The sequence below is a fragment of the Pseudomonas sp. P106(2024) genome (assembly GCF_057480815.1).
The window spans coordinates 180,671-195,265 of the sequence record NZ_JBLIYU010000007.1 but is presented as its reverse complement, the minus strand read 5'-3'; the positions used below and the strand labels follow the sequence as shown (position 1 = coordinate 195,265).

Genomic DNA, 14,595 nt, shown 5'->3' with positions numbered 1-14,595 from the left:
ATCTTCAAATGCGCAGCGTTTGCCGCTAGTCTCGCAACAAGCCCTTACGCCGCCCTATTCCAATCAGAACGAGCCGGCCATGACAGACCTGTCCCGTACCCACGGAGTCGCCAGCCAGGCCTTGGGCCTGCTGGATGGGCGTTTCTTCCGGCCGCCGCTGCCTGAAGCGCACGTCCCCAGAGCACGCCTGTGCCAGCGCCTGCAAAGTGGCCTGGGGGGGCGTCTGTTACTGGTGAACGCACCGGCGGGGTTTGGCAAGAGTTCGTTGGCCATTGAGTTCTGCCAGGCGCTGCCCAGCCACTGGCGCAGCCTCTGGCTTGGCTTGAGCCAGCGCGATGCTGATCCGGGGCGTTTTCTCGAACGCTTGCTCGAAGGCTTGCAGCAGTTCTGCCCGGCACTTGGCGGCCAGGCCCTGGGGCTTTTGAAGATGCGCCAACGGCATCAACCCTTCGCCTTCGAAGAGTGGCTCGACGGCCTGCTTGATGAACTCGCGCTCTACCTGCAACCGGACACGCCCTTGCTGCTGGTACTGGATGACTATCACCTGGCCCAGGGGCCGGTGCTCGATCGTTGCCTGCAGTTCTTCCTCAACCATCTGCCGGCCGGGTTGGCCCTGCTGGTCACCAGTCGTCAACGGCCCGACTGGCACCTGGCGCGCCTGCGCCTATCGCGCCAACTGGTCGAACTCAACGAGCAGGACCTGCGCCTGACCCCCGATGAAGCGCTGGCCGTGATCGGCCGCCAACCCACCGGTTTGCGCGGCCAAGCCCTGGACAACCTGATCCAGCGCAGCGACGGTTGGGTGGCAGGGCTGCGTTTCTGGCAACTGGCGGCCAGCGAGTCCGGCGAGGACCACGCCTTGCCCCAGGCGCTGCATGGCGGCGAAGGGCTTATCCGCGACTACCTGCTGGAGGAAGTCATCGACATCCTGCCGGCCCCCGTGCAGGCGTTTCTCTACGAGACTGCCTGCCAGGAGCGTTTCTGCGCCGAATTATGTGACGCCCTGCGCGAGCGCCATGACAGCGGCGAGATCCTGAGCTATCTGCAGGCCCACCAGGTGTTCCTGGTGCCGCTCGACGAGCATGGGTTGTGGTTCCGTTATCACCACCTGTTCTCCGACCTGCTGCGTAGCCGGCAGGCCTGTGAGCCACTGGCGGGGCTGCACCTGCGTGCCTGCCGTTGGTTCGAAGGGCAGGGCCTGCTGGACGAAGCGGTGGAGCAGGCCCTGCGCGCGGGCCACCTGGACGTGGCGGCGGGCCTGGTACAGAGCCTGTCCGAGGAGCAACTGCTGGCGGAGCAGAATGTCGGCATGCTGCTGCGCTGGAAGATGGACCTGCCCGACAGCTTGTTGATCAGCACGCCCAGGCTGATCGTCCTGTATAGCTGGGCCCTGGGTTTGGCCTGCCAACTGGACGCCGCCGAGGAGCTGGCGGCCTACCTGAGCCGCTTCCTGCCCGCACCGTCGGCTACGGCACAGAAGTCGATGCTCGCCCAGTGGCTGGCCCTTAGCGGGGTCATCGCCCGTGGCCGCGGCGATCGCGAGCGGACACTCGCCTACTGTGGCGAGGCGCTGCAGAGCTTGCCGAACAAGCGCTACGGTCAGCGGCTGGTGTGTCTGTCGACCCTGTCGAACCTGGCCATCGCCGATGGCGATTTCTGGCGAGCGCGGGGCTGGAACCGCGAAGCACTCGAATTGGCGCAACGGGTCGGCAACCCGCTGTTTGAGGCCCTGGCCCATTACGATCGGGCGCGAGTACTGCACGCCCGGGGTGAGGTGCTGCGAGCCCTGGACGAAGTGCGCCAAGGATTGCAGCGGTTGCAGGGCCTTTCGGGGCAGCGCCTGTATGCCGTGCGCGCACGCCTGACCTTGTACGAGGGCTACTTGCTGGCGGCCCGCCTGCATTACGCCCAGGGCCGTGCGCGCTTGCGCGCCGGGCTCAGCGAGGCGCGCAGCTGCCGCGACATCAGCGTCCTGATCGGGCATTGCGTGATCGCCTCGTTGGACGGTCGCGAAGGGCGTTTTGCCGAAGCGTTCTCGGAACTGGCCGAGGCGGAGCGGCTGATGCATATCTGGGATGTGCCGCCGATCTTCTACCTAGCCATGATTACCCTGGTGAAGTGCGAGCTTTGGTTGGCCCAGGGCCGAACGGACCTGGCCGAGTCCTGGCTGCTGCGCTTGGGGCAGACCTATGGTGGCGAGCAACCTGCGGCCGCACCGGAGTTCCACCCGTTGTTGCCACTGCACATCGAGTTGCAGCAGGCCTTGCTGGAACGGGTGCTGGCCCGCCCCGGTGACGCCGAAGCGCGGTTGCGCACGCTGGTCGAGCGGGGCCAGGCCAGCGGTGGCATGACGCTGGTGGTCAGCGCTCAGTGCCAATTGATCGCCCTGCTGCTGGCCGAGGGGCGTGACGCCGAAGCGGCCAGGTTGCTCGCATCTGCCCTGGAAGCGGCCCAGGGCGGTGCTCTGCAGGCCTTCCAACGCTTGATCGAAGAGCAGCCACACTGGCTGCGCGAGCAGTTGACGGGGCGTGCGGCCTGCCCGGCGCAGAGCGATCTGCTGGCCCATCTGCCGCAGGCGCTGGCTACCGGCGGGGGGGCCACCGAGGCTCTGAGCAGCCGTGAGTTCGCCGTGCTGGAACTGATCGCCCAAGGCTGTTCAAACCAGCAGATCAGCGAGCGCCTGTTCATCTCCCTGCACACGGTCAAGACCCACGCCAGCCATATCAACAGCAAGCTCGGTGTCGAGCGCCGCACCCAGGCGGTGGCCAGGGCCAAGACCCTTGGCTTGCTGGTCTAGTGGCTTAAGGCGAGGTCGGCCGTTAAGATAGCGGCTTTAGGCCATCATTCGGCGTTACCTTTCCGGGCTCATCTTTCCCGAACCGCTGCCGATACAGGCCTCGGCGGTATGCATCGCCACGCGCCACTTCCCCACTTTTTCAATACAGGTCGTGTTGATGCTGCAGTATGGGCAAAAAAGCTTTCTGATCGTCGACGACTTCACCGACTTCCGAACCTCGACCCGTTCGATGCTTCGCGAGCTTGGCGTGCGGGACGTCGACACCGCCGACAGTGGCGAACAGGCGCTGCGCATGTGCGGGCAGAAGCGTTACGACTTCATCCTCCAGGATTTCCACCTGGGTGACGGTAAGAAGAACGGCCAGCAAGTGCTCGAGGACCTGATCCTCGACAAGCTGATCAGCCATGAATGCGTGTTCATCATGGTCACCGCCGAAAGCAGCCAGTCCATCGTGCTCAGTGCCATCGAGCACGAGCCCGACGCTTACCTGACCAAGCCCTTCAACCGGGTCGGCCTGGCCCAGCGCCTGGAGAAGCTGACCCAGCGCAAGACGCTGCTCAAGCCGATTCTCCAGGCCCTCGACCGCAGCCGTCCGGCCGAAGTGCTCGCCGCCTGTGCCGAGTTGTGCAAGAAAGACCCGCGCTTCGCCCCGCTGTGCCTGCGCTACCGCGCTGACGCACTGCGCGATCTCAATCGCTTCGAGGAACTGGAGAAGTTTCTCAAGAACATCCTTGCCAGTCGTCCGCAGCCCTGGGTTTACGCGGCGCTCGGCAGCCTGCTGCACAAGCGCGGGCAGAACGCCCAGGCCCAGGGTGTCTACGAGCAGGCCCTCAAGGCCTTCCCGATCATGCCCAACCTGTACGATGGCATGGCCGAGGTGCTGGTGGCCCAGGGTGAGACCCGGCGTGCCCAGCACATGCTCGAGGAGGCGGTGCGCCTGTCGCCGCTCGCCGTGCGCCGCCAGGCCGCGCTGGGCAAGTTGGCACTGGACAACGCCGACTTCGAAAGCGCCTCCAAGGCTTATCGCCATGCGGTGAACCAAGGGCAGAGTTCGCGCTACAAGGACGCCGAGAGCAACCTGGGGCTGGTCCAGGCGTTGATGAACAAGAACAGTGGCAACGGTCTCGACGCCCGTACCCGGGTCGAGATCAACACCGTGCTCAGCGAGGTGGCCAAGGAGAATGTCGAGGACCAGGGCCTGCAGGTGCGTGCGCGGTTAATGAAGGCCGCCAGCCTGCAGCAGGCTGGCGATCCAGAAACCGCCGCCAAGCTCACTGAGCAGGCCATGCAGCGTCTGGAGAAGATGGACCAGTTCTTCTCCGTGGAAGCGGCCCTGACGGTGGCCAGGCAACTGCAGCAACTTGGCCAGGACGCGGCGGGTACCTCGATCCTCAAGGGGTGTGTGGAAACCTACGGCGACGACCCCAAGGTCATGCAGAGCGTCGCCAAGCTCACCGACGATCCGCTGGTGCTGGGGGCGGTGACCGAAGCCGTGGACCTCAACCGCCAGGGTGTGCGCAGCTACCAGGGCGGTCAGCTCAACGAAGCGCTGGGCATGTTCCGCAAGGCGTTGTCGCTGCAGCCGAAGAACATCAGCATCGCCCTGAACACCGCCCAGGCCCTGCTGCGTATCGGCGGCGAGACGCCACCGCCGGCACTGATGCAGGAGTGCCGCGACTGTCTCACCAGCGTGGCCGGCATTCCCGCCAGCGACAGTCGCTATGACCGCTACCGCAAACTGCACATCCGGGTCTTCGGCGCATGAACCAGGACAACCAGGGGCTGGACTTCTCCACGGTGATCGCCTCCACCGTGCACGACCTGAAAAACTCCCTCTCGGCGCTCACCCATGCCCACAGCCAATGGCTGGCGCGCCTGCCCGAAGCGCTGCGCGGCGGCACCGAGCAGGGTGTGGTGGAGCATGAGCTCAGCCACCTGAACGGTATGCTCGTGCAGTTGCTGGGGCTGTACAAGCTGGGCGTCAACCAGCTGCCCATCTGCCCGGACTACCACGAGCTGGACGACTTCCTCGAGGCCCAGCTGGCGGCCCAGGAAGAGGTGATCAAACACCGCGACATCCTTGCCACCTGGCGCATCGAGACCGAGAGCCCGCTGGGCTTCTTCGACCGCGAACTGGTCGCCTCGGTGGTGGCCAATGTGCTCACCAACGCCATCCGCTATGCCGGCCATGCCCTGCTGATCAGCATCGAGGAAGAGGGCGAGCAACTGGTGATCAGCGTCAACGACGACGGCGCCGGTTATCCACAGCGCATGCTCGAACGCCAGCACGACTATGTGCAGGGCATCGACTCGCAGAGCGGCAGCACCGGGCTGGGGCTGTACTTCGCCGCGCGAATTGCCGCGCTGCACGAGCGCAACGGGGTACGCGGGCGGATCGAGATTGCCAATGGCGGGACACTGGGGGGCGGGTTGTTCCGGTTGTACCTGCCTTGAGATCTGCCGCGTTCGTCAGCTCTTTCAGAGGCTTTGATCACGAGTTGGCATACCGCAGGCCTGGCGATAGTCTTGTCGGACATCCGTGATTTCTCCAGGCCAACAATGAACGCTCTACCTTCAACCCTCATCCGCGAAACCTTCCCCGTCGGCCCGCTGCAGTGCAACTGCACCCTGATCGGCGACCCGCTCAGCAAAAAGGCCATCGTCGTCGACCCGGGCGGGGACGAGCAGAAGATCCTCGCCCGCCTGCAGCATCATGGCCTGACCCTGGTGAGCATCATCCACACCCATGCCCACTTCGACCATTTCCTCGCCTCGGGCAAGCTCAAGGAACTGACCGGTGCCACGCTGCACTTGCACAAGGCCGACCAGCCGCTGTGGGAAAACCTGGAGATGCAGTGCCAGATGTTCGGCATGCCCTACACGCCGGTGCCGTCGCCGGACCGCTGGCTGAGCGACGACGAGGAGCTGGCCTGCGGTTGCGGCGTGGCCTTGCACACCCCAGGGCATACGCCGGGTTCGATGAGTTTCTGGTTCGCCGAGCACAAGCTGCTGATCGCTGGCGATACGCTGTTCCGTCGTGGCGTAGGGCGCACCGATTTGTGGGGTGGCGATCAGCGGGCTATCGTTCGATCCATCAAGGAACGGCTGTACCGCCTGGATGAGGAGGCCATCGTGGTGACCGGCCATGGCCCGGACACCCGCCTCGGCGACGAGATGCGCGAGAATCCGTTCGTGCGCGCCTGAGGTTTCATGGAATTTTTCCGCCGCGCTGCAATCCAAGGCTGGCATAGATCCGTAGGTGATCCGCTGCACTTTTGAATTTCAGTAGGAGCTTGTCCATGTTCACCATGCGTCGTCTGATTATCGTCGCTACCGCCGCCGCCCTGATGTCCGGTTGTGCCAGCCCCAACCCGTATGACAACCAGGGCCAGGCGCAGGGCTCCACAGGGATGAGCAAGACCGCCAAGTACGGTGGCCTGGGCGCGCTGGCCGGTGCCATTGCCGGTGCCGCCATCGATCACAACAACCGTGGCAAAGGCGCGCTGATCGGCGCCGCCGCGGTGGGCGCCGCCGCCGCCGGCTACGGCTACTACGCCGACAAGCAGGAAGCCGAGCTGCGCGCCAAGATGGCCAACACCGGCGTCGAGGTGCAGCGCCAGGGCGACCAGATCAAGCTGATCATGCCGGGCAATATCACCTTCGCCACCGATTCGGCGAACATTTCCCCAAGCTTCTACTCGCCGCTGAACAACCTGGCCAACTCGTTCAAGCAGTTCAACCAGAACACCATCGAGGTGGTGGGCTTCACCGACAGCACCGGCAGCCGCCAGCACAACATGGACCTGTCCCAGCGTCGTGCCCAGGCGGTCAGCACCTACCTGACCTCCCAGGGCGTGGATTCCTCGCGGGTCAGCGTCCGTGGCATGGGGCCGGACCAGCCGATCGCCAGCAACGCCGATGCCAATGGCCGTGCGCAGAACCGCCGCGTCGAGGTCAACCTGAAGCCGATCCCGGGTCAGCAGTATGACCAGCAGGGGACTGTGCAGCAGTATCCATAAGTCGCCTGGCTGCAACCGATCGCGGGGCAAGTCTCATCGGCGCACCGCCGCTCCCACGCCATCCACTCATGGCGTGGGAGCGGCGGTGCGCCGATGCGACTTGCCCCGCGATGCTTTCTAGCGTTTGGTACTGGCCTGAATCGCCGTCAACGCGATGGTATGCACGATATCGTCCACCTGCGCCCCACGGGGCAGGTCGTTGACCGGCTTGCGCAGACCTTGCAGCATCGGCCCGAGGCTGACGCAGTCGGCGCTGCGCTGCACCGCCTTGTGCGTGGTGTTGCCGGTGTTCAGGTCGGGGAACACGAACACCGTGGCGCGTCCGGCCACCGAGCTCGACGGCGCCAGTTGCCGGGCGATCTCGGGGTTGGCGGCGGCGTCATACTGCAACGGCCCGTCGATCAGCAGGTCGTGCTCGGCCTGCTGCGCCAGGCGCGTGGCTTCGCGTACCTTTTCCACCTCCTCGTCGCTGGCCGCCGAATCGCTGGAATAGCTGAGCATCGCCACCCGTGGCGCGATGCCGAACGATTCGGCGGACTCGGCGCTCTGCCGGGCGATTTCGGCCAACTCGGCGGCGCTGGGATGCGGGTTCATCACGCAGTCGCCATACACCAGCACCTGGTCGGGGAACAGCATGAAGAACACCGACGACACCAGGCTGCTGCCCGGCGCCGTCTTGATCAGCTGCAAGGCCGGGCGGATGGTGTTGGCCGTGGAGTGCACCAGGCCGGAGACCAGGCCGTCCACTTCGCCGAGGGCCAGCATCATGGTGCCGATCACCACCGGGTCTTCCAGCTGCTGCTCGGCCATCGGCGCGTTGAGGTTCTTGCTCTTGCGCAGCTCGACCATCGGTTCGACATAGCGGCCACGGATCAGCTCGGGGTCGAGCACCTCCAGGTCCGGCGGCAGGCTGATGCCCTGGGCGCGGGCCACGGCCTGCACGTCCTCGGGCTTGGCCAGCAGCACGCAGCGGGCAATGCCACGGGCCTGGCACAGGGCGGCGGCCTGCACCAGCAGGGGCTCGGCGCCCTCGGGCAGGACGATGCGCTTGTTGGCCTGCTGGGCGCGCTGGATCAACTGGTAGCGGAACACTGCCGGTGACAGGCGCAGTTCCCGTGGCGTGCCGCAACGCTGGTGCAGCCAGGCCGCGTCCAGCTGGCTGGCGACGAAGTCGGTGATGAACTCGGCGCGCTCGCGGTCGTCCACCGGGATCTCGCGGTTCAGCGAGTTGAGCTGGTTGGCGGTGTCGTAGGAGCCGGTGCTCACCGACAGGATCGGCAGGCCGGCCTGCAGGGCACCGCGGCACAGCTCGAGGATGCGTGGGTCGGGCTTGCTGTCGCTGGTCAGCAGCAGGCCGGCCAGGGGCACGCCGTTGATCGCGGCCATGCACACGGCGAGGATGATGTCGTCACGGTCGCCCGGGGTCACTACCAGGGTGCCGGAGGTCAGCAGTGGCACGGTGTTGGCCACGGTGCGGGCGCAGATGATGATCTTGCTCATGCGCCGCTGGTCGTAGTCGCCGGCGTTGAGTACCTGGGCGCCGAGCAGCTCGGCCACGTCGCGGGTTCGCGGGGCGTTGAGCTCGGCCTGGTACGGGATGCAGCCGAGCAGGCGGAAGTCGTTGCCGCGCAGCAGCGGCGAATGCTCGCGCAGGCGCGTGGCGAAGTCGGCCATGCTTTCGTCGGTGCGCACCTTGTTGAGGATCACACCGAGCACCTTCGGGTCCCGCGGGCCGCCAAACAGCTGGGCCTGCAGTTCGACGCGACCGGACAGCTCGCTCAATACCTCGTTCTCCGGTGCCGACACCAGGATCACCTCGGCGTCCAGGCTCTTGGCCAGGTGCAGGTTGACCCGGGCGGCATAGCTGGCGTGGCGGGTCGGCACCATGCCCTCGACCACCACCACGTCCTTGCCGACGCAGGCTTGCTGGTAGAGGCGGATGATCTCCTCGAGCAGCTCGTCGAGCTGGCCGTCACCGAGCATGCGCTCGACATGCCCCAGGCTCAGGGGCGTGGGCGGCTTGATGCCGTGGGTGCGGGCCACCAGTTCGCTGGAACGCTCCGGCCCGGTGTCGCCGGGGTGCGGCTGGGCGATCGGCTTGAAGAAGCCGACCTTTAGCCCCGCGCGCTCCAGGGTGCGCACCAGTCCCAGGCTGATGGAGGTCAGGCCGACGCCGAAGTCGGTCGGCGCAATGAAAAATGTCTGCATGCGTGCTTCTCGAAATAAGCGGTGCAAGGAATTCAGCGGCCAAGGGTATCGCTAACCGCCCCCTGCGCGCACCAGCCGCAGGCGAATACCTGGCCGATGCGCCGGGCGCGCTCGTCGGCATCGAGCACCCAGGGCCGGGCCTGCCACGGCGGCTGGTGGCGCAGGTGCTGGGTGTGGCCGCAGGACAGCTCGACCACCCAGTGGTCCTCCTCGTCGAGGTGGAAGCCGGTGATCCGACTGATGGGCGGCCCTTGGTCCGAGTCGCGTTCGCAATCGGTCGATGCGTTGGTTACACTTGTCCGTTCTACATTCTTTTGCAAAAGGTCTTGCCCCATGCTGATCGCCGCCAACAAGGCTGTCTCCATCGACTATACCCTCACCAACGACGCAGGTGAGGTCATCGACAGCTCCGCCGGTGGTGCGCCGCTGGTCTACCTGCACGGTGCCGCCAACATCATCCCGGGCCTGGAAAAAGCCCTGGAAGGCAAGCAGGCCGGTGACGAGCTGACTGTTGCCATCGAACCGGAAGACGCCTATGGCGAGTACTCGGCCGAACTGGTCAGCACCCTGAACCGCAGCATGTTCGAAGGCGTCGACCAGCTGGAAGTCGGCATGCAGTTCCACGCCTCGGCGCCGGACGGTCAGATGCAGATCGTCACCATCCGCGACATCGACGGCGACGACGTCACCGTTGACGGCAACCACCCGCTGGCTGGCCAGCGCCTGAACTTCAAGGTCAAGGTTGTCGACGTGCGGGAGGCCAGCGAAGAAGAAATCGCTCACCGCCACATCCACGGTGAAGGTGGCCATCACCACTGATTTTCTGCGCTAAGCTCAGAGAGTCGCCAGGCGCTCGGGCAAGCCGGACTTGCCCTCCTCAGGAGGGTGGACGGTTTGGCCGCGCGCCTTTTTAGTGGGCGGGATTCGCCCCAGCGGCAATCGGGAACCTGAGAGGGGATTTCATCATGAGTGCATTTCACGACCTGACGTTGAAGGCGTTGAACGGCGAGGACCTGCCGCTGGCCCCGTTCAAGGGCCAAGTGGTGCTGGTGGTCAATGTCGCCTCCAAGTGCGGGTTGACCCCGCAGTACAAGGCCCTGGAGAACCTTTATCAGGACTACAGGGACAAGGGCTTCAATGTGCTGGGTCTGCCGTGCAACCAGTTCGCCGGCCAGGAACCTGGCAGCGAGGAGGAGATCCAGGCGTTTTGCAGCCTCAACTATGGGGTGAGCTTCCCGCTGGGCGCCAAGCTCGAGGTCAACGGGCCGCAGCGTCATTCGCTGTACCGCCTGCTGGCGGGTGAAGGGGCCGAGTTCCCCGGCGATATCACCTGGAACTTCGAGAAGTTCCTGGTTGGCAAGGATGGCCGTGTATTGGCGCGTTTCGCCCCGCGTACCGCGCCGGATGATCCGACCGTGGTGCAGGCGATCGAGAAGGCGCTGGGCTGATTTGCGCTATTTGCCGGATACACGCTCTTCAGGCCACTCCACATCCTCTGTAGGAGATCGCCGAGCCCCGTGGGAGCGGCCTTGCGTCGCGAAAGGGCTGCGTAGCAGCCCCCGATTTCCGTGTTCATGCAACAATCGCCGGGGCCGCTTTGCGGCCCTTTCGCGACACAAGGCCGCTCCCACGCTGGAACTCTGCTCCCTGCGCGACAGCGTAGCCCTAAAGGCTGGGCGATCTCCTACAGGGAAGGCGTCTACCCCTCTGGCCCGCGCTGTCAGAACGCTACCGACGTCTGCACATACAACGTTCGCGGCTCACCCACGTACTTGCCCTTGTTGTTGTCGTCGAACGAGCGGGTGTAGTACTCGCGGTTGAACAGGTTCTTCACCCCCACCGCCACCTTCAGGTTCGAAAGCTGCGGGCCGAAGTCATAGCCGGCGCGGGTGCTGACCAGCATGTAGCCGGGGATGCGCCCGGTGCTGCCGTCGGCGCTTTCGCTGCCAGTGTTGGCGTTGTCGGCGTACTGGCTGCTCTGGAAGCTGCTGTCCAGGTTCAACTGCCATGGGCCTTCGGTGTAGCCGATCCCCAGCGTGCCCTTGTGACGGGACGAGAACGGTACCTGGTTGCCCTTGTTCGGGCCGTCTTCGCGGATGGTGGCATCGACGAAGGCGTAGCCGGCGTGCACGTCGAAACCGGCCAAGACCGGGCTCAAGCCGTCGAGGGCGTAGCGCACGCTGGTCTCGATACCCTGGTGGCGGGTCTCGCCGCGGGCGATTACCGAGTCGTTGGTCTGGTTGCTTTCGTACTGGTTGTCGAAGTTGATCAGGAAGGCGCCGATCTCGGCCTGCAGGTCGCCATTGTCGTAGCGGGTGCCGACTTCCCAGGTGCGCGCCTTCTCCGGTTTCACCTCGCCGCTGCTGACCCGGTTGGGCATCTGGCTGTACTGCACGCTGCCGAACGAGCCTTCGGTGTTGACGTAGAGGTTCCAGTTGTCGGTGAGGTGGTACATCACGTTCAGGGCCGGCAGGGCGGTGTTGTAGCTGCCTTGGTACTGCTGGCCGTTGAGCTTGTTGCTCTGCTCGGAGTCGATCATCTCGTAGCGGATGCCCGGGGTGATGGTCCAGCGGCCGATGTCGATGCGGTCGTCCAGGTAGATGGCATGGGCCTCAGTGCTGCCGCGGGTGTCGCGGTCGTTGCGGCTGGCGGTGGTCGGCAGGGCGCCGTTGACCGGCTCGCGGTAGCGCAGTTCGTGGCCGGCCTCGTTGACGTAGCGGTAGCCGATGCCCAGTTCGTGCCAGCTGTCGCCCAGGGCCACGCCCTGCGAGAAGCGGGTCTCGATGCCACGCACCCAGTACTCGCGCGGCGACAGCGAGACGAAGCTGCCCTGGTCGAGGTAGCCGCTGCGCAGGGTTTTGGTGAAGAAGCTGTTGACGCTGAACTGACGGTCGTCCTGCTTGTAGTCGTAGCCCAGGTTGAACAGGGTGCGGCGGCCCCAGAACCTGTCCTTCAGGCGGGTCGATTGGTACGGGTCGGCGTCGAAGTCGGCAGTGCTCAGGCCGCCGGGCATTTCGGCTTCACCCTCGTAGTACTGAGCCATGGCATGCAGGCTGTTGGCTTCGTCCAGTTGCAGCTTGCCCTTGAGCATCAGGTCGTCGATCTGCGTGTCGCTGTGTTCGCGCCAGTCGCTGCCGCGGGTGCCGGAGTAGAGCAGGGCGCCGCCCAGGCCGTTGGCATTGGTGCCGCCGATCAACAGGTTGGCGCTGTTCTTCAGGCCATCCTGGCTGGACGAGGGGCTGATCTGGTTCTGCATCGCCGCATTGAAGGTGGCTTCTTCGGGGATGGCACGGGTGACGAAGTTGACGATGCCGCCGACGTTCTGCGGCCCGTAGCGCACCGCGCCGCCGCCGCGCACCACGTCCACGGCATCCATGTTGCCCAGGCTGATCGGCGCCAGCGACAGCTGCGGCTGGCCGTAGGGGGCGAAGGGCACCGGGATGCCGTCCATCAGCACGGTGGAGCGCGAGGCCAGGCGCGGGTTCAAGCCACGGATGCCGAAGTTCAGTGCCAGGTCGTGGCTGCCGGTGCCGTTGTTTTCCGGGGCGTTGACGCCGGGGATGCGGTTGAGCACTTCGCGGGCGCTGCTGGCGCCGCTGCGTTCGAATGCCTCGCGGCGCACCACGTCGCGGGCGCCGGGGTGTTCGAAGACGTTGTCCTGGCGGGCCTCGGCCAGCCAGTCGCCGACCACGGTGGATGCGCCCAGCTCGATCGCGGCGTTGCCGCCCGTGGCCGGCAGCGGTTGCAGGCTGTAGGCGTTGTCGGTCTCTTGGCGCGCCTGCAGGCCGCTGCCGCGCAGCAGGGCATCGAGCCCCTGGCCGACCTCGTATTGGCCCTCCAGGCCGGGGCTGCTCAGGCCCTGGGTCAGGCCCGGGCTGAACGAGATCAGCGCGCCGCTTTCGCGACCGAACTGGTTCAGGGCCTGTTCCAGTGTGCCGGGGGCGATGTGGTAGTCGCGGTGCTCGCCGGCCAGGGCGAGCGGGGTGGCGAGGAGCAGGGCGTAGGCGAGGGGGCGCAGGCGCAGGGGCATGTGACGGAGGTCCTGTGACAAGGGGTTCTGTCTTCTCTGTCACGCGAGGTTCGGGAAATGGCTCAACTGAGTTGAAAAAACGGGTGCTCCCGGGAACGGGCCAGCCTCTTAGCCAGTTGACGCGGCTTCGAGCGACACCCAGTACCGGGTGAACCGCCGTACCTTCACCGGCAGCGTCACTTCCAGCATCTCCAGAATCCGTTCACTGTCTGCCAGCGGATACGATCCGGAAATCCGTAGATCGGCCACCCGCTCGCTGCATCCCAACTGCCCGAGTCGATACCGCGACAGCTCGGCGAGAAAGTCACCCAGGCGCATCTGCGACACCACCAGCATGCCCTCCACCCAGGCCGCCCGATTAGGGTCCAGCGGTGCAACCGCCTGCCAGCCGCCACGGGCCAAGCGCGCTTGGTGCCCGGCCAGCAGCGGTGTGCCGGCCACGCTGGCGCTGCCGCTGAACACCGATACCAGGCTGAAACCGTCGAACTGACGGACGTCGAAGCGTCCGCTGTGCAGATGCAGCTCGCCCTGGGCCGTGGCCAGGCGCAGTGGCCGTGGGTCGTTGATCACGTCGAGCAGCAGTTCGCCTTCCTGCAAGCGCACCAGGCGCTGCCGGCCGTCGAAGCGCACGTCGGCAGCGCTGCGGGTGTTCAGGTGCAACAGGCTGCCGTCGTCGAGGGCCAGGCGGCGGCGCTGGCCGACCGGGCTGCGGTAGTCGGCCATCAACCCAGGCAAGGGATTGTGTTGTTGCAGGCCCAATCCGGCGGCGCTGGCCAGCCCCGCCAGCAGCAGCGCCTTGAGGGCGCGGCGCCGGGCCGGTGAGGGCGGTGCCTGCAGGGTGGCGTGGACCACCGGGGCGGCGACGCCGCGCAGGCGCTGGTTGACCTGCTGGATATGGGCCCAAGCCCGTTGGTGTTCGCTGTCGGCCTGCAGCCAGCGCTCCAGGGCGTGGTGCTGGTCGAAACCTTCGCTCTGCGACTCGATCAGCCAATGCACCGCCTGTTCGGCGATCTGCGAGGAAAAGACTGCGTTCACAGGGCGAAGTAGCAGCGCAGGGCTGCCTTGTGCAGGTAGCGCTTGACCGTCGCCAGGGAAATGCCCAGCTCGCGGGCGATCTCGCCCTGGCTCAGGCCATCGACCTGGGCCAGCAGGAAGGCGCGTTTGACCAGCGGCGGCAGGCTATCGAGCAGGCGGTCGAGCTCGAGCAGCGTGTCCAGGATGAGGGCTTTGTCTTCCTCGCTGGGCGCCACCTGCTCGGGCTGCTGGGCCAGGGCCTGGAGGTAGGCGCGTTCCAGTTCCTGGCGGCGGAAGTGGTTGCACAGCACGCGCTTGGCCACGGTGGTGAGGAAGGCCCGGGGCTCGATCAGCTGCGGCGCCTCGCGGGCCTGGAGCAGGCGCAGGTAGGTGTCCTGGGCCAGGTCGGCGGCGCTCTGCGGGCAGCCCAGGCGTCGTCGCAGCCATCCGGTCAGCCAACTGTGATGGGCGTGGTAGAGACCTTCGACGGTGGAAGAGAGGGCACTGGACACCGATACGACTCCGGC

Annotated in this window: 12 protein-coding genes; 7 read left to right on the top strand and 5 right to left on the bottom strand. The window is 65.9% G+C overall.

Annotation, left to right across the window (positions count from 1 at the left end; all coding sequences use genetic code 11):
* Nucleotides 1–79: 79 nt before the first annotated feature.
* From AC25M7_RS14180 to AC25M7_RS14160, 5 genes are all read left to right on the top strand, one after another.
* The gene (locus AC25M7_RS14180; RefSeq protein ID WP_486971164.1) at nt 80–2,797 is read left to right on the top strand and encodes a winged helix-turn-helix domain-containing protein; all 2,718 of its coding nucleotides are present in this window, start codon (nt 80–82) and stop codon (nt 2,795–2,797) included.
* Nucleotides 2,798–2,954: 157 nt separating this feature from the next.
* Nucleotides 2,955–4,562, top strand: coding sequence for a response regulator (locus AC25M7_RS14175; RefSeq protein WP_028689527.1), 1,608 nt, complete (start codon nt 2,955–2,957; stop codon nt 4,560–4,562).
* A complete protein-coding gene (locus AC25M7_RS14170; RefSeq protein ID WP_062364614.1) occupies nt 4,559–5,251 on the top strand; it encodes a sensor histidine kinase in 693 nt (230 codons plus the stop codon). The genes AC25M7_RS14175 and AC25M7_RS14170 overlap by 4 nt, the downstream gene beginning before the upstream one ends.
* A gap of 105 nt (nt 5,252–5,356) precedes the next feature.
* Nucleotides 5,357–6,001 carry an MBL fold metallo-hydrolase gene (locus tag AC25M7_RS14165; RefSeq protein ID WP_028689529.1) on the top strand — a complete coding sequence of 215 codons (645 nt, stop codon included), beginning with the start codon at nt 5,357–5,359 and terminating at the stop codon, nt 5,999–6,001.
* 95 nt (nt 6,002–6,096) lie between these two features.
* A complete protein-coding gene (locus tag AC25M7_RS14160) occupies nt 6,097–6,816 on the top strand; it encodes a YiaD family glycine zipper/OmpA-like lipoprotein (protein ID WP_028689530.1) in 720 nt (239 codons plus the stop codon).
* A 117-nt stretch (nt 6,817–6,933) separates the two neighbouring features.
* On the opposite strand, the gene pta is transcribed toward AC25M7_RS14160, so the two are convergent.
* Both pta and AC25M7_RS14150 read right to left on the bottom strand, forming a co-directional pair.
* Nucleotides 6,934–9,024: a phosphate acetyltransferase gene (gene pta, locus AC25M7_RS14155; RefSeq protein ID WP_486971163.1), complete on the bottom strand. Its 2,091-nt coding sequence runs from the start codon at nt 9,022–9,024 to the stop codon at nt 6,934–6,936.
* Nucleotides 9,025–9,056: 32 nt separating this feature from the next.
* On the bottom strand, nt 9,057–9,359 hold the full coding sequence (locus AC25M7_RS14150; protein WP_028689532.1) for a DUF3565 domain-containing protein: 303 nt from the start codon (nt 9,357–9,359) through the stop codon (nt 9,057–9,059).
* On the opposite strand from AC25M7_RS14150, the gene AC25M7_RS14145 reads away from it, so the two are divergent.
* Nucleotides 9,358–9,843, top strand: a complete 486-nt coding sequence (locus AC25M7_RS14145) for an FKBP-type peptidyl-prolyl cis-trans isomerase (RefSeq protein ID WP_028689533.1) — start codon at nt 9,358–9,360, stop codon at nt 9,841–9,843. The genes AC25M7_RS14150 and AC25M7_RS14145 overlap by 2 nt on opposite strands.
* A 146-nt stretch (nt 9,844–9,989) precedes the next feature.
* Complete coding sequence (locus AC25M7_RS14140) at nt 9,990–10,472, top strand: glutathione peroxidase (protein ID WP_028689534.1); 483 nt, start codon at nt 9,990–9,992, stop codon at nt 10,470–10,472.
* A gap of 272 nt (nt 10,473–10,744) precedes the next feature.
* On the opposite strand, the gene fecA is transcribed toward AC25M7_RS14140, so the two are convergent.
* From fecA to AC25M7_RS14125, 3 genes are all read right to left on the bottom strand, one after another.
* On the bottom strand, nt 10,745–13,054 hold the full coding sequence (gene fecA, locus AC25M7_RS14135; RefSeq protein WP_486971162.1) for a TonB-dependent Fe(3+) dicitrate receptor FecA: 2,310 nt from the start codon (nt 13,052–13,054) through the stop codon (nt 10,745–10,747).
* Between the two features lie 108 nt (nt 13,055–13,162).
* A complete protein-coding gene (locus AC25M7_RS14130; RefSeq protein ID WP_062364609.1) occupies nt 13,163–14,089 on the bottom strand; it encodes a FecR domain-containing protein in 927 nt (308 codons plus the stop codon).
* The gene (locus tag AC25M7_RS14125) at nt 14,086–14,580 is read right to left on the bottom strand and encodes a sigma-70 family RNA polymerase sigma factor (protein ID WP_028689537.1); all 495 of its coding nucleotides are present in this window, start codon (nt 14,578–14,580) and stop codon (nt 14,086–14,088) included. Before AC25M7_RS14125 ends, AC25M7_RS14130 begins: the two co-directional genes overlap by 4 nt.
* Nucleotides 14,581–14,595: the final 15 nt, after the last annotated feature.

What these genes read in the sequence shown, in the direction of transcription:
- AC25M7_RS14180 (WP_486971164.1), top strand. Translation starts at nt 80, where the DNA reads ATGACAGACCTGTCCCGTACCCACGGAGTCGCCAGCCAGGCCTTGGGC.
- AC25M7_RS14175 (WP_028689527.1), top strand. Translation starts at nt 2,955, where the DNA reads ATGCTGCAGTATGGGCAAAAAAGCTTTCTGATCGTCGACGACTTCACC.
- AC25M7_RS14170 (WP_062364614.1), top strand. Translation starts at nt 4,559, where the DNA reads ATGAACCAGGACAACCAGGGGCTGGACTTCTCCACGGTGATCGCCTCC.
- AC25M7_RS14165 (WP_028689529.1), top strand. Translation starts at nt 5,357, where the DNA reads ATGAACGCTCTACCTTCAACCCTCATCCGCGAAACCTTCCCCGTCGGC.
- AC25M7_RS14160 (WP_028689530.1), top strand. Translation starts at nt 6,097, where the DNA reads ATGTTCACCATGCGTCGTCTGATTATCGTCGCTACCGCCGCCGCCCTG.
- pta (WP_486971163.1), bottom strand. Translation starts at nt 9,024, where the DNA reads ATGCAGACATTTTTCATTGCGCCGACCGACTTCGGCGTCGGCCTGACC.
- AC25M7_RS14145 (WP_028689533.1), top strand. Translation starts at nt 9,358, where the DNA reads ATGCTGATCGCCGCCAACAAGGCTGTCTCCATCGACTATACCCTCACC.
- AC25M7_RS14150 (WP_028689532.1), bottom strand. Translation starts at nt 9,359, where the DNA reads ATGGGGCAAGACCTTTTGCAAAAGAATGTAGAACGGACAAGTGTAACC.
- AC25M7_RS14140 (WP_028689534.1), top strand. Translation starts at nt 9,990, where the DNA reads ATGAGTGCATTTCACGACCTGACGTTGAAGGCGTTGAACGGCGAGGAC.
- fecA (WP_486971162.1), bottom strand. Translation starts at nt 13,054, where the DNA reads ATGCCCCTGCGCCTGCGCCCCCTCGCCTACGCCCTGCTCCTCGCCACC.